Origin of the sequence: Pedobacter hiemivivus (assembly GCF_005144565.1) — a bacterium.
GTDB classification, from domain to species: Bacteria; Bacteroidota; Bacteroidia; order Sphingobacteriales; family Sphingobacteriaceae; genus Pedobacter; species Pedobacter hiemivivus.
In genome coordinates this window covers 367,935-383,581 of the sequence record NZ_SWDX01000004.1, presented here as the reverse complement: position 1 = coordinate 383,581, position 15,647 = coordinate 367,935, and the positions used below count along the sequence as shown (strand labels likewise).

General features: G+C 39.9%; 11 protein-coding genes and 1 tRNA gene. 3 read left to right on the top strand and 9 right to left on the bottom strand.

Annotated elements, in window-relative coordinates; translation table 11 throughout:
• Positions 1-12: 12 nt before the first annotated feature.
• Together FBD94_RS12030 and FBD94_RS12025 are read right to left on the bottom strand one after the other, a co-directional pair.
• Positions 13-1,152 (bottom strand): FecR family protein, encoded by a 1,140-nt coding sequence (locus FBD94_RS12030; protein ID WP_136880361.1) that lies wholly within the window; start codon positions 1,150-1,152, stop codon positions 13-15.
• A gap of 103 nt (positions 1,153-1,255) precedes the next feature.
• Positions 1,256-1,828, bottom strand: a complete 573-nt coding sequence (locus tag FBD94_RS12025; RefSeq protein ID WP_136880360.1) for an RNA polymerase sigma-70 factor — start codon at positions 1,826-1,828, stop codon at positions 1,256-1,258.
• Positions 1,829-2,004: 176 nt separating this feature from the next.
• On the opposite strand from FBD94_RS12025, the gene FBD94_RS12020 reads away from it, so the two are divergent.
• Both FBD94_RS12020 and FBD94_RS12015 read left to right on the top strand, forming a co-directional pair.
• On the top strand, positions 2,005-3,237 hold the full coding sequence (locus FBD94_RS12020) for a sugar MFS transporter (protein ID WP_136880359.1): 1,233 nt from the start codon (positions 2,005-2,007) through the stop codon (positions 3,235-3,237).
• 8 nt (positions 3,238-3,245) lie between these two features.
• Entirely contained in the window at positions 3,246-4,259 is a 1,014-nt protein-coding gene (locus tag FBD94_RS12015; protein WP_136880358.1) for a LacI family DNA-binding transcriptional regulator, read from the top strand.
• A 71-nt stretch (positions 4,260-4,330) separates the two neighbouring features.
• Here the strand turns inward: FBD94_RS12015 and FBD94_RS12010 are convergent, their stop codons facing one another.
• The 7 genes from FBD94_RS12010 to FBD94_RS11980 all read right to left on the bottom strand — a co-directional run bounded on the left by FBD94_RS12010 (position 4,331) and on the right by FBD94_RS11980 (position 14,150).
• Positions 4,331-5,482 (bottom strand): glycoside hydrolase family 76 protein, encoded by a 1,152-nt coding sequence (locus FBD94_RS12010; RefSeq protein ID WP_136880357.1) that lies wholly within the window; start codon positions 5,480-5,482, stop codon positions 4,331-4,333.
• Positions 5,483-5,489: 7 nt separating this feature from the next.
• Complete coding sequence (locus FBD94_RS12005) at positions 5,490-6,620, bottom strand: SusE domain-containing protein (RefSeq protein ID WP_136880356.1); 1,131 nt, start codon at positions 6,618-6,620, stop codon at positions 5,490-5,492.
• A 20-nt stretch (positions 6,621-6,640) separates the two neighbouring features.
• The gene (locus FBD94_RS12000) at positions 6,641-8,461 is read right to left on the bottom strand and encodes a RagB/SusD family nutrient uptake outer membrane protein (RefSeq protein WP_136880355.1); all 1,821 of its coding nucleotides are present in this window, start codon (positions 8,459-8,461) and stop codon (positions 6,641-6,643) included.
• 17 nt (positions 8,462-8,478) lie between these two features.
• Entirely contained in the window at positions 8,479-11,772 is a 3,294-nt protein-coding gene (locus tag FBD94_RS11995; protein WP_169472287.1) for a SusC/RagA family TonB-linked outer membrane protein, read from the bottom strand.
• A 195-nt stretch (positions 11,773-11,967) separates the two neighbouring features.
• Positions 11,968-13,086 (bottom strand): FecR family protein, encoded by a 1,119-nt coding sequence (locus tag FBD94_RS11990; RefSeq protein ID WP_205945875.1) that lies wholly within the window; start codon positions 13,084-13,086, stop codon positions 11,968-11,970.
• Positions 13,087-13,210: 124 nt separating this feature from the next.
• Entirely contained in the window at positions 13,211-13,780 is a 570-nt protein-coding gene (locus FBD94_RS11985; RefSeq protein WP_131609804.1) for an RNA polymerase sigma factor, read from the bottom strand.
• A gap of 297 nt (positions 13,781-14,077) precedes the next feature.
• Positions 14,078-14,150, bottom strand: a tRNA-Phe gene (locus tag FBD94_RS11980).
• A gap of 201 nt (positions 14,151-14,351) precedes the next feature.
• Here FBD94_RS11980 and FBD94_RS11975 point away from each other — a divergent pair.
• Positions 14,352-15,647 carry a 4Fe-4S dicluster domain-containing protein gene (locus tag FBD94_RS11975; RefSeq protein ID WP_136880352.1) on the top strand — a complete coding sequence of 432 codons (1,296 nt, stop codon included), beginning with the start codon at positions 14,352-14,354 and terminating at the stop codon, positions 15,645-15,647.

The following is a 15,647-nucleotide window of genomic DNA, read 5'->3' as shown; positions in this document are numbered from 1 at the left end:
ATCAGGTATGGTTTAATCCATAACGTATATCCTCCTTCCTTTGATCTCAAAATGAACCGTGCCTGTCATTTCCATTGTTTTTAGCACTTCAGTAACATCCTCAAACCTAGAAATGCTACCGCTATACCGATTGGCTGAGGCAGTATTTTTGTAAATAACTTCTACATCATACCATCTCGAAATTTTATTTAAAATGGAACGAATGTCTTCATGTGCAAACATAAATATGCCGCTCTTCCAGGCAATTGCGTCCCTGGTAGAGACTTCTTGTATCGAAAGATGGTTATTGATTTTATTTAATTCGGCTTGTTGTCCTGGCTTTAACAATGCACGTCCGCCTTTAGAGGAAACCTTAACAGATCCTTCTACAAGGGTTGTTTTAATGCTATTTTCATTATCATAAGCCATAATGTTAAAGTGGGTACCCAGAACCTCGATCTCCTGTAAACTGGTTTTTACTTTAAAAGGCATCGCTTTGTTTTTCGCCACTTCAAAATAGGCTTCGCCTTCAAGACTTACCTTTCTTTCAGTTCCGGTAAATGCTGTAGGAAACTGGATAGAAGAAGCTGAGTTTAACCACACTTTAGTGCCGTCTGGTAAAACTACTTCATATTGTCCGCCCTTAGGAGTACTAATGCTGCTGAGCTGAGCTGCTACACCTGCCCCTGCAACAACTGTAAAAACCACTTGCCCTTCTTTGGTTTTCAGTACCCTTACGCCATCCATTTCAACGATCTTTCCAGGCGCGACATGGTCAAGCACAATTTGCCCCCCTGTTCCAAGCCTTAATATCGCTTTGTTACCGCCCGGTTTAATTTTTGTCATTTGTGCCTGCTTTGCAGCAATCACCGGTTTTGAGAAAGGTTTAAAAAACAACCAAGCCATAGCGACCAATAAAAGTACTGCCGCGGCGTATATAAACCGGTAGTGACTGTGGTCTATTCTATGTACTTTTTTCGAAAAGATCTCCTGCCCGATATTTGAAAGCATTCTTTGTTTAACCTGTCCAGCCTCGCCTAAACTGTCAGCCATCCACTCTATGTCCTGATCAGACTGAAGGTCATAAGACTGATTGAGTTCTACACGCTCTGCTTCGGTTAATGTTCCATCAAAATACTTTGCGATCAGCGCATTAATTCTGTCGTTCGTCATGGTTTATATTTGGGCTTATAATAAGAAGTACCATAAGTACATACCATACCCTTAGTGCAAATAAAAAAAAACGAAATATTACTCTAACGATTTAGCTTTTTGCCTATAAGAAGTATATAAAGCCGGCGTCTTTCATAGAAACCCGCAATACCTTAATGGCTTTTGTTAAATGGGCCTCGACGGTTTTTCCTGAGATATTCATCTCTTTGGCTATTTCGGGGTTACTTAATCCCTTTACCCTACTGTAATTAAAAACCATTCTGCATTTATCGGGCAGCTGATCTACCACACCCTTAAAATATTCTTCGAGGAAACGTGCTTCAATCATTTTGTCATCCTGGATCAGCTCCTCAGATTTACAGTTCTCCAGTTCAATTTCTCTTCTGCGCTGTTCCCTTTGCTTGTGTTTAAAGACTGAAAACTTAACTGCTATAGCAAAATAATTAGAAAGCGAATGAATTTTAAGCGTACCTCTTCGGTTCCAGACACTGATAAAAACATCCTGAACAATTCCCTCTGCAGCTTGCTTATTTTTGGTATGACTGTAAGCTAGCGCCAATAATTTTAACCAATAATGCTCATAAATCTCCGTAAAAGCAGATTCACTCCCCAATATTAAAGCGGCAATGAGTTCGTTTTCACGATGATCATCCATTTTAAAAGAAGGTGTGGACATAGTTGATTATTTTGTAAGCGAATATAAATAATTGTTTAAAATTAAAATTCTCCATAAAAGCATAATCAAATATAAAAGAAAATAACTCTTGTTGCTAAATCATTTTAGTATAACTATGTTTGGAAACAATTTTCCTATTTCATTAAACCTTTACTAACCAAATTAAACACTAAACTATGCAACAAAAAGCCGCCTTTACAGACAAAAAATTCCTGGTCACCCTCGTATTTGTCACTTCCCTTTTTATGTTCTGGGGCATCGCCATTACCATGGCTGATGTACTAAACAAACATTTTCAACATACCATGAGTCTTTCCAAATCACAATCGGCCTTTGTGCAGTTCGCCGTTTTCGGTGCCTATGCCGTGATGGGAATCCCTGCTGGATTGTTTATGAAACGCTTTGGTTATAAAAAAGGCGTACTTTTAGGCTTATCATTATTTGCCATCGGGGCCTTTCTATTTATCCCCGCAGCCAATGTCTCTTCTTTCGCTTTTTTTGGCATAGCCTTGTTTATTGTTGGCTGTGGTTTATCTACATTAGAAACTGTAGCACATCCATTCGTGGCTTCATTAGGTGATCAGCGGACCAGTGATCAGCGTATCAATTTTGCTCAGTCTTTCAATGCCGTTGGCGCAATGCTCGGCCCGGCAATCGGCAGTTACTTTTTATTGCGCAATAACGTGGCGGGTAGTACAGACTTAACTTCTGTTAAAGTTCTATATGCCGTAATTGGCCTTGTTATTTTACTTGTGGCTATATCTTTTTCTTTCGTAAAAGTTCCGCCGACAACAGATCCTCATGCGGTCTCTGAAACTGATGAAGCTGCTGTAAACGTAGACGTTGCCCCGGATAAAAAACTTTTTGATCATAAGCATTTTGTATGGGCAGTTGCGGCGCAGTTTTTTAATGTAGCGGCACAAGCAGGTACCTGGGCGTTTTTCATCAATTATGCCCACGAAAAAATGGGCTTTAGCGATGCTGAGGCTGGAAACTATATGGTATTATTTATGGGGATGATGCTTGCCGGACGCTTTATTGGAACATTTTTGATGCGAGTTATAGCACCAAACAAATTACTGGCCGCATTTGCCTTGGGCAATATCATCATGTGTATCATCGTAGCACAAAGCTTTGGTCTGGTATCTTTTATCGCTTTGCTGATGATCAATTTCTTTTTTAGTATTATGTTCCCCACCATATTTAGTCTGGGCCTTAAAAACCTTGGTGCACGTACGCAGCAGGCAGCCTCATTTTTATCTATGGGGGTAGTGGGTGGTGCATTTTTTCCTTTTATCATGGGAGCCGTAGCCGACAAATGTGGAATTGAAAATGCCTATTATGCCCCAATAATCTGCTATATTGTGATCTTTCTATTCGCTTACAAATTTTATAAAGTAAAACACTAGTACACCATATGGCTAAACTCTCTATCAAGGATATCGCGCAACGATGTAATACATCAATCACAACGGTTTCCTTTGTGCTGAATGGCAGAGCAGACGAAAAACGGATCAGCAGGGACCTTAAAGAAAAGATCCTCAAAACTATTGAGGATACGGGTTATAAGCAAAACCAGTTTGCACGAGGTATGAGAACAGGGAAAACAAATATCATCGGATTAATCATAGAAGATATTTCCAATGTATTTTTTTCTGCCGTAGCCAGGATTATTGAAGAAGACGCTTACAAAAGAGGGTATAAAATAATTTATTGCAGTACAGACGATAATACTGAAAAGACCAAAGAACTGATTAAACTTTTCATCGAACAAAACTTAGACGGCTATATCATTACCCCGCCGAAGGGATTGGAAGATGAAATTCAATTAATGATCAACAACAAAATACCGGTAGTCCTTTTTGACCGGTATTTTGTTGATTTAGAAACAGATTATGTTGTTGTTGACAATTTCAATGCTTCAAAAAAAGCAGTACAGCATCTATTTGATTCCGGTTTTGAAAACATTGCTTTGGTGACGACTTCCTCCGATCAAACCCAGATGGTAGAACGGCTTAACGGGTATGAAAAAACCATTATTAAAAATGGGAAAAAGCCGAAAATACTAAAGATCCCCTTTAATCAGTCTGCTGAAGAAAACATCAAAGCGATAAGTACTTATTTAAAAAAGAACAAGGAATTGGACGCCATTTTCTTTTCAACCAATTACCTTGCCTTTAAGGGGCTTGAAGCGATCAGTCAGCTGAAATTAAAAATCCCTGATGACCTTGCTGTTGTGGCTTTTGACGACCAGGACTTCTTCAGGATTTACAATCCTTCTATCAGCGCTATTGGGCAGCCTGTAAAAGACATTTCTCTTAAACTCATCGACATCCTGTTACAAAAGATGGAATCTGATGAAAAACCTATAGAAAAGATAACCCTTTCTACCAACCTGATTGTACGTAATTCTTCCATTAAGGTAAAGTAATTACTCAAAAAAATATTCCCGCTTTTATGGCGGGAATATTTAATATTTCAAGTTTCTTCGAAACAAGTAGCTTACTTTAACAAGCTGGCACGTTTCAGTTCATCCAGCGCTTCAAATAACATTAAACCACTCAGCTGAACGGAGCTGTCGCTTATTTTACTGTTAGGTCTGCTTGCCCAATCGGCCCCGAATGTATTTTCAGGTTGCCTTGTCGCTTTAGTATACAAACTCTGCCCATTATTTTTAAGGTATTTCACATAAAGTTCACGAGTGTAATCATCCAGTCCCCCTCTTAGAACCATCTGAGCCATATATCTGATAAATATCCCCTTAAATAAGCCTCCATCACCGGTATTTTCGCCTTTTAACACACCTTTAGGGGAAAACTTAACCTGATCATTCATCACATAATTCACATTCCGTATCGCATCATTAAGATAAACCTGTTCGTTGGTAATTTTGTACAGTTCCAAACCTGCACCTACCCATGTACCCTGATTATAGGTATAGATATTATCTTCACTAGAATTACCATAAGCATCCCAAACTAAACCCCGTGAAGACTCAACAACATAGGTTTTTAGCCAGCTATAGATTTTTTTAGCCCATACCAGGTCATCCGGATTGTTATCCAGTTGATAAAGCTTCGCAGCGATAATTACCGCAGGGGCATTAGAACAGGCATTTTTTGAATCTTTAGATCCAGATGCCCAGGCAATCCCCCCATTCTTAACCTCACTCCAGCCTACCTTTATCCAAGTCCAGTATTGTCTGGCCATGGTTTTATATTTCTCATCTTTTGTAGCATCATAAGCACGTAAACATGCCAGTGCCCACCATTCCATGTCATCATAGAATGTATTCCAGTAAGTATTGCCGTTTTTAACATAGCAACCCGCAAGCAGGTTGTCCATTTTGGTCAAGTACTTTGGATCCTTTGTACGGTTATAAGCATCTATCAAAACATCTAGAGCATGAGCGTTCCACCAGTAATTAAAACCGAGATGCCCATTGTTATTTTGGTTGTAATAGTTCCCTGTAACAGAATAGAACTGTTCATCTAATGTCGTCTGCGACTGCTCTGCGGCTTTCGCCCAGTCCACCACAACTACTGGTACAACCTCTGGAGGCACAGTCCCCATTTCCTCATTTTTGCAGGAGAACAAGCACAGACCTGCGGTCAATACACCCAATATTTTATATGTTGAAATAATTGATCTCATCGGTTTTTTATTTATAAGTGATTACATGTGTATAATCTGCAGATGACTGCATTTTAAACACGACTTCAGTATTCGCAGATTCCAACTGGAATTTGTAAGAAAAATCGTACTGGCTGTTATTTACCTCTTTAAGCAAAAAATAAGTTGGATCCTGATTGGCTGTCGGTCTTACATTATCCTGCTTACTACTACCCCAATTTTTTGTTACCGATATGCCTGCAGCATTCTTTTCAACTACTCTGAATTTATAGCGCTCATCCTTAAATGTTGACTCTACTTTCCAGGCATTGTTAAAAGTAGCCTTCCATCCCCCTGCAGCATCATAAACCAGATTAGCTTTTATAGCATTATATCCTGAGAACCAAAGTCCTACAGATACAATCTCCGTTACAACAGCTGAAGCATAATTAAAATCAAGATTAATGCGGTATACTGTTTTAGTTGTTGCCGGACTGTTTGCAGATGCTGCCTCGGTAATCAGGTTACCACTCAGCACAAAAGTCACAGGAGTTCCGGTAGTTTTATCTACCATTTTATAAGTTCCTGCATTTAAAGATGTATAAATTTCAAAAACTCCATCACTCAGCTTTTTAAACTTTAACGCCTTGGTAAGGTCCTCTCCGGCCTCTGTTGCAGTTCCTAAAATGTAAACATCAGCAGGATTATCGGCAAGACCGGCAGGTCTTTTAAGCTCCAGGACGCCTGTACCAGAAACCGCCGATACCACACCTGTATTGGCAACCACGCGCCATTTCACCTTTCCAGATGCCAGTTCTTCAATACCTGCTGCTTTAGCTATTCTATTTACAATCCTATGGTTAATAGACAGTTTACTATCTCCACCGCCTCTGGCAGACTGCTCCTTATAAACCGGACTGGAAAAATCACCCGTTGCTTTATCAAACTGAACCTCATAAAAAGAAGGGACATTATTTCCCACTTTTGCAGGCTTCCATTCAAAATTAACCACTGCATTCAGAAAGGGCGTAAGGTTAATTACAGTATTGTCTACCGGAGCGCTCAATACAGCCGCATCAATTGTAGTATTTAAGCTGTCGGTTTTGTCCTTTTTACAACCTGACAAAAAAACCAGACACAGCGCGCCAATGGCGCCGATATTTTTAAATATATTCTTCATGTTAATATCTTATAAACAGGTTACCAACCCGGGTTGCCCACAAGGTTCTTATTTTTATTTAACTCTGATGGTAAGATGTTCCACAGGTAATTCCTTGGTAAGAACACTCTTGTTTCGAATACTGTACGTTTGGTAAATGCAGCGGTAGTGGTTGCATTTACATCCATACCATAAAAAGGTCCGCCGTCCGTTTGATCCGCAATCTTCCATCTCCTTACGTCAAAATAACGGTGACACTCAAAAGCCAATTCAACCCTTCTTTCTCTGCGGATAGCTACTCTCCATGCATCTGGATCTGCCGGCTCCGGCACAAATCCTGCACCTGCTCCATATTGAGGAATGCCAGCCCGCTCTCTGATCATATTGATGTATTTTTTAATGTCAGGGTTACCAGGATTATATTCATTTAAAGCCTCAGCATAGTTCAAATAGATCTCGCCCAAACGAAATAAGACCTCTGGACGATCGGCTATATTCCCGTTGCTTCCCACTTTGCTATTTGGATTCACATGTTTCCTTACGCAATAACCAGTGCGCGACCAATTACGACCATTGTACTGACCGCTGTTGCCACCGTTGTACATCTGGATAGTAATCGGCGCCGAACCCGTTCCACCACTGTTGTTGCTGGAATTATTGATCCACTTACTCAAGTTAAATGTAATTGCATTATAAAAACGAGGCTCACGACCTACATACATATTAGATGTTCCAGCTGCATATTGCGCCGTAGCGGTATTCGTAAAACCGATTTCGGTATATTGTGAATTTGGATCATCCTTAGGTAAGCCATTTGCCATAAAATAAGCATCCACGGCAGTTTGTGTCGGCCCCCATGATGACCAGCCGCCCAGCACATATGGCGTGCCGTTTTGATCATAAGAGCCCAATTTATCATCGCTTTTGGTATAGCGGCTAAATATCACTTCAGAGTTCCAAGCTTTTATAAAAATACCTTTTAATGATTCGTATACTTTTAAACCTGTTATCGGGTCCACTTCCCGGTATAAACTGTAGTCAGGTAGATCAATCAGTTCCTTTGCCGCATCTGCGGCTCTTTTCCATTTATTAACATCAAAAATCTGACTAATCAATATCTTCCCATCAGGGTTTTTAAAATTCGCATAAGTAGCATTTCCATTAAACAAGGGGCTTGCAGCGTACAAAAGTGTTCTGGATTTAATGGCCAAAGCCGTTGCGCGTTTCATACGCCCATAATCTATCACACTTCCCCTGCCCGGAGGCAGATCTGGTATCGCTTTCTCCAGCTCAGCTATAATATAATTTACACACTCATCATAACTACTTCTCGGAATACTAAAAATACTGATGTCTGCATCAGGCGAGATCACCGTCTCCGGAAGTACAATAAAAGGGCCATACTGGGCCAATATACTCGAGTAAAAATAGGCACGCAGTACCCTTGCTTCGGCAATATATTGGGTCATCAGCTCGGGTTGAATCTCCAGATTTTCAGGAATCCGTTGCATAAAATAGGATGCACGACGGATCCCTTGGTAATAGTGAGTCCAATAATTATAATCACCACGGTTTTTGTCCCAGTTACCTGTATTCATAGCAAAGGTGGGATAATCATTATAGGTGATGTCAATTTCGTCAGAAAGACCTTCCCATGGACTATTTGCGGTATTCCAATCTGAATTAGATTTAATGTAATCATATACACCTGCAAGGTATTTTTCAGACTCTGATCTTTTCTTAAAAACGTCATCAATTGTCTGTCTATCATCAGGCACCTGATCGAGGAATTTTTTACAGCCACTTAACGAACTTATAACTGCGATAACCAATACAGTTTTAAAAAATATGTTTCTTTTCATGTCAAAAATTGTTAAGGTTAAAAAGTAGCACTAAGGCCCAAACTAAACGTTCTAATGTTAGGATACTTGGTACCGGATCCACCTCCCATTTCAGGATCCCATGATTTAAATGGACTGATGGTAAACAAATTATATCCTATAAAGTACAATCGTAATTTTTGCAAACCAGCAAACCTGATGGCTTCTTTCTTAAAAGTATAACCAAAATCCAATGTTTTCAATCTCAAGAAACGACCGTTCATTAAAAAATGGCTACTGTTCGCATAATTTTGATTAATATCAGCGCCATAAGTAAGTCTTGGATAAAAAGCATTCTGGTTTGGATTTTCCGGCGTCCATCTGTCTAGAATATTTGAATAAAGACTTCCTTTTGCATCTCCGTTTCTAAATGGCATAAAATCTGGACTAAAGTAAAAATCAACTGATGCTGCACCTTGAAAAAAAGCACCAAGAGAGAATCCCTTATACCCTACAGTAGTTCCAAAACCGTACAACGTTTGTGGAACCTGGTCTTTTCCTATAAAAGTTTTATCGTCTACGTTTATCACCCCATCACCATTCAAATCTTTAAACTTGAGATCACCTGCTTGAACAATACCAGCAGTTCTTGCCACTGTTGGGTCTGCGATCTCGGCCTCGGTATAAAATCCCTGGGCGATATAACCACTTCTATTGTAAACAGATTGCCCTCTTGATTCCTGCCAAGGATAATCTGGAATGACAGAGTCATCTTCTATAATTTTGTTCTTATTGTAGGTAAATGTGCCCTGAACTGACAGCGATAAATCACCAAAACGCTTATCATAATTTGCGGTAATGTCAATTCCCTTTGCTTCTGTGGTTCCTAAATTACCCTGCAAACTTTTTCTTATCCCTAAAAAACTTGGTACCACGCCACGATTCATAAATATGTTTTCGCGCTTACGGGTAAATACATCTATCTGCAATCCCAAAGCATTATTAAGTGTTTTCAGTTCCAGTCCCAAGTTTAAATCCTTTTCCGTTTCCCAGGTCGCATCCACCGCATAATCTGCAATATCAATTCCCTGAACCTCACTGGTACTGCCCCTGTTTTCTCCAAAAACATATGGACTACCTGTATTTTCAACAGTACCTATATAAGAGAACCTGCGGCCGCCAATACTACTACTTCCTACAATACCATAGGATCCTCTTAGTTTTAGCAATTGAAATACATTAGCTGCATTTCCATAAAAAGATTCATTAGATATCACCCATCCCATCGCGTAAGATGGAAAAAATCCATATCGTTTTGATGGGGCAAAATTCTCTGCACCATTGTAGCCAAAGGTAAGTTCCGCCAGGTAACGATCTTTATAAGAATAGGTAAACCTGCCTACACCACCTAAACTTCTGTATGGGATCGACCCAATCAGATCACCGGCCGTAGCACTTATTTTATCACTCTGGTTATATAAAAGCATTCCACCAACCCTATGGTCACCAAAGGCCCGATTGTATTTAAGAGCACCCTCTAAGTAAAATTGCCTGCTACCCCCATTTTTTCTTTCAAAATTCAGGTAATCCTGGCCCTGAGTAACGGTCGTATATACCAGTTCTCCATTCGCATCCCTTTTTGTCGCAAAATAAGTTGTGGGTTTTTTGATACGCTCCAGCGAATTCGTGTTTGTAGCATCAAAAGAATAAAGCACATGTGCCGATAATCCTTTTAGAATACCACTCATATCCTGGTTAACACGAATATCGGACATAATCTGATTCTCGTAGGTAGTTGAATAACCCCTGTTCGTTAGTAAACCGTAAGAACTGTTTACACCTCCTCCTGTTGATAAAAATGGTTCTTTGTTACCAGGGTACATTACCGGATAAAGTACAGGGTAAGTTCTCAAAGAGTTGGCAAATATATCACTGGCACTGACACCAGGATAATTACCAGTGGAAATCCAACCTTTAATCCCTAGATCTATTGTAGTTGTTTTCGTTGCGTGCATAGTTAACGCAGAGCTAAAATTTACGCGTGAAAACTTAATGGCAGAATTGTATTGCTGTAATGCGTCAGTTTTAAATAGCCCTGTTTCATCATAATATCCTGCCGACACATAAAATGAAGACTTTTCATTGCCCCCCCGAATACTCAGATTAGCTTTTTTGTTCTTTCCGAAATCGTTAAATATTTCGTCAAACCACTTCACATTTGGATACAAATAAGGGTCTTCTCCGCTAGCCGTTTTGCTGATTTGCTCCAGTGTATACCTTGGCGCTCCACCCCTGGTTAACCTCGCTTCATTGGCCATTTGCATATAGGTAACCCCATCAGCAGTTTCCGGAACCCTGGTGAAATTGGTTAGTCCCTGATAATAATCCAGATTAATCTCCGTTTTTCCCGGCTTGCCTCTTTTGGTGTTCACAATGATGACTCCATTTGCACCCCTTACCCCATAAACCGAAGTCGAGGAAGCATCTTTTAAAATGGAGAAACTCTCAATGTCATTCGGATCTATATTACTAAAAGAGCGCTCAACACCGTCAACCAAAATCAAAGGCGCATTATTTCCTGTAGAGATTACCCCTCTTATCCAAAGATCAGCACCGTCTCTTCCCGGTTCGCCACTTCTTTGCACACCTACCAGTCCGGATACCCTACCGGCTAGTACAGTAGAAATATTGGCTACAGGCTGCTTAAGGTCATCTACATTTAAAGTTGATTGTGCGCCAAGTGTTTCTATCTTTCTTTGCTTCTGCCCGTAAGCAACAACTATAACATCGTCCAGCTTATTGTCCGCAGGCTTTAAACTAATTTGTATGTTTTTTCTTCCCTGAACAGCGATTTCCTGAGTTTCATATCCGATATATGAAAACACAAGCACCCCGTTATCAGGCACTTTCAGTGTAAAATCACCATCAGGTGATGTGGCAACACTAACTGTAGTTCCTTTCAGTTTTACAGAAACACCTGGTATAGGTTTATTATTCTCATCTAAAACCTTACCTGTAATGAGAATGTCGGCTGGTTTTGGTGCCTGATTCACAGGACTGTTTTTTTTCCTCACCACAACCGTATTGTTGTTAATTAAGTAAGTAAAAGGCTGGTTTGCAAAACATTTTTCCAGGACAGTTAAAAACGGTTCGTTCACAGCGGATAAAGTAATGGGATTAGCCTTGCTGATCATTTCGTTTTCATAATAAAAATTATACTTGCTCTGTTCGCGAAGTGATTTAAACACCCTTTCTATATTGGCGTTTTTAACCTTCAGGTTGATGGTTTGCGCATATGTTGATGCATTAACCTGGATAATCGTTGTAAGTAGTATGATGATCGTAAATTTCATTCGGAGTAGAAATATTGATCCCATGCGGGGTGATGCCCAGCATGGTTGGTCGTTAAAAATTTTGTACATTTGGTTAGTAAGTGAAATTAAAACTTTTGAAACGGTTTGGTTCTCTTGCCAAGGTTTTCCAGACCTTAACTGATCCGGAGCGGTGCAAACGCTTCCGGGTCTTTTTTTTGCTATTGTAAGTAGAGTTTAAGGCATAACAATAATCCTCCTTCCTTCAACTCTAAACTGAATGGTACCGGTAAACTGCATCGTTTTTAAAACTTCCGTTACGTCTTCAAACTTTGAAATATTGCCACTGTATTTTTTTCCTTTCAGATCTCCCCGGTATTCTACTTCTATATCATACCATCTTGCGATTTTGTTCATGATAGAAAAAATATCCTCCTGTTCAAACATAAAAAGCCCGTTTTTCCAGGCTACAGATTCATTTACATCAACCCCTTTGCGCACATTGATTACTGTAGATCCGGTATTACTGACCGCTTGCTGTCCGGGTGTAAGTAATGCTTGTGATGAACCTTTATTTACCCTTACGCTGCCCTCAAGCAAGGTAGTTTTGGCAAAAGCATCATCACTATAAGCATTTACATTAAAATGGGTACCCAGAACCGTAATTTCCTGCTGTGCAGACTTTACTTTAAATGGCCTTTGCCGATCTTTTGCTACTTCAAAATAAGCTTCGCCACTCAATTCAACGTTTCGCTCATTAGCCGAAAATGCAACGGGAAAGCGAAGTTTAGATGCCGCATTTAACCAGACTTTAGTTCCATCAGGCAATGTTACTTCATATTGCCCCCCTTTAGGAGTAGATATGGTATTATAAGCATTGGCAACTTCGGCAGTTTTACCACCCTGATATACTAGCTTACCTTCTGCGGATTTCTGAATTTTAATACCAAATTGATTAATCCCTTCAAGCGGTGTATTAGCATCTAATACAACCGTTGAACCATCCGCAAGTGTAAGTGTTGCTTTATCACTACCCGGAACTATTTTGCTAGAATTGGCTAAGGCGCTCTGGTTTTTATCTGATGCAGAAGGATAAATGAAGAAATAAAACGCTGTGGCCAAAGTGAATAATACAACCGCAGCAGCAGCGATTCGGTAATAAAAAAACATTCGCCCCTTTTTCCCCGGCAATTCGCTTTTTATCAGCGCCAGGTCCGCTAGGAGTTCCTGATCAGAAAGATCAAATGATGAAGTTTCCCAGTTCAAATACCAACTCTCTACAAGTGAACGTTCTTCATTGGTACAATCGCCACTTTTATACCGCTCTAATAAATCTTTTATATTTGGTTTATGCATATGTGCAAAAGACATTTTTGTCTTATTTAACACATTGACGAATAACCTTGGGGTATGGAGTAGATAAAAATGAAAATATTTTCAAATCAACCAATCATCTACACTAAATCAATTTAGCATGTTGCTATAAAAAAAAGAAAGTTAGGAGTTTACTAAGTTTAGGCCTTAAAACTTTCAAAGCATTATTAATCTGTTTACGCACTGTAAGTTCAGAAATTTCAAGCGTTTCTGAGATTTCCTTGTGACTGCGATACTCATTTCTGCTGAGGTTAAACACTTGTTTCATCTTTTCCGGTAACGAATCTATTTCTTTCTCAATCAGCAGACTCAACTCCTTTTGCCGGATAACATGATCTGTTATATTGGTCCCGTTATTTAAAAAGCCATCAAAGGAACTGATGTAGCTGCTTTGAAGTTTACTATGGTTTACCAGGTCTATCACACGATTCCTGACAGCTCTATATAAGTAGGCGGAAAGTTCTGTTTTTAAAATAATTTGATCTCGCTTGCTCCACAAAACAGAGAATAATTCATGAATCAAATCCCGTGCTTCTTCCCTATTTCTAATTCTTTTATAAGCATGAACATATAATAAACCACTGTAACGGTCATAAATCTCGGTATAAGCTTTATGATCACTATTGCATAGCAATGAGAACAATTCAGCATCTGTAAGAGATTGATATACCGGCATATTTGGTTTAGGTTAAACGAATATATTATAAATTTTACAAAACTCCAATCAGATTTGGGATTTAACAGATCTAAAGTACCCTTCGAGAGTCCTTCGAGTAGGCTGGTACACAACAAGGAGTTTGAAAGGAATCCGAAAGGAGTTTAAAAGGATCTAGGGTCCTACCAGAGTCCTAGCAGACTCCTAAGAGCCTTAGACCATCCCCGAAGGATGACAAAGGAAGCTACAAGCCAGATAAGATTTATAAATTCCGCTTTAAAACAGAAAAGCTCCAGATTTCTCTGAAGCTTCTTGCAGTGGTATGGGCCGGGATCGAACCGGCGACACATGGATTTTCAGTCCATTGCTCTACCGACTGAGCTACCGTACCATCTTATTTAAACATGATTTCGTAATCATGTCCCCCTCGGTTGGGAGTGCAAATGTAGTGTCTTTTTTTGAAAAGCAAAATCTTTTTTGAAAATAATGTGATTTTATTTAAATCCACTCTAAATTTTCAATTTTATGCATGCATAATAATCGGTTTTAAACGAAATACTTTAACTTCGCCTTACGATAAGAGATATTTCAAATGGTGTCACAAATCCTATTCATAGCCATCACGCTAGCCGCAATAGCCCTATTTAGCTATAACGCAAAGAAAGTAATCCGCAATATTCGCTTCGGAAGAGCTGTAGACCGGTCAGACCAGCCTCATAAAAGGCTGATGACCATGCTCAAAGTTGCATTCGGACAAACGAAAATGTTTTTCAGACCGATTCCTGCCTTCCTACACTTCATTGTGTATGCAGGCTTCGTCATCATTAATATTGAAGTATTGGAGATCATGATCGATGGCATCTTTGGTACACACCGTGTATTTGGAGGTATAGGTATTTTATATGATGTCTTGATAGGCTCATTCGAATTCCTTGCCCTGGGCGTATGGTTAGCCTGTGTCATCTTCCTAATCAGAAGAAACATCCTCAAACTAAAGAGATTTAGTGGGGTTGAAATGAAAAGCTGGCCACGATCAGATGCCAATTACATCCTGATCACAGAGATCCTGTTAATGACGGCCTTTTTGCTTTTAAATGCGGCAGACTCCAAATTGCAGGCTATGGGCGTAGGTCATTACACCACTGCAGGAGCTTTTCCGATAAGCCAATTCTTGCATAATCTTTTACCAAATACAGAAGCTGGCCTTATTGCGATAGAAAGAGGCTGCTGGTGGTTCCATATTATAGGCATTTTTGCTTTCTTAAACTACCTGCCCTACTCTAAGCACTTCCACATCATATTCGCTTTCCCAAATACTTACTTCTCTAACCTTGAGCCTAAAGGTGAGTTTACAAATATGCAAAGTGTAACTAATGAGGTAAAAGCCATGCTCGATCCTTCATTTACACCACCAGAGGCCGCAGCAGGTCGTTTTGGAGCAAAAGATGTAAACGACTTAACCTGGGTTAACCTAATGAATGCCTATACCTGCACAGAGTGCGGAAGGTGTACATCTGTTTGTCCGGCCAATATTACCGGAAAACTATTGTCGCCGCGTAAAATCATGATGGATACCCGTGACAGAATGGAAGAAGTAGGCCGAAGCCTGGATAAAGCAGGCAAAGGATTTGACGATGGCAAATCTTTAATTGACGACTACATCAGCAGAGAAGAAATCTGGGCTTGTACCAGCTGTAATGCCTGTACAGAGGCTTGTCCAATCAACATAGATCCTCTAGCGATCATTACCGACCTGAGAAGATACGCGGTAATGGAAGAATCACAATCTCCTGCAAGTATCGGTACCATGCTGGGTAACATTGAAAACAACGGAGCACCATGGAAATATTCTCCCGCCGACAGGTTTAACTGGGCTAAGGAAGATTAA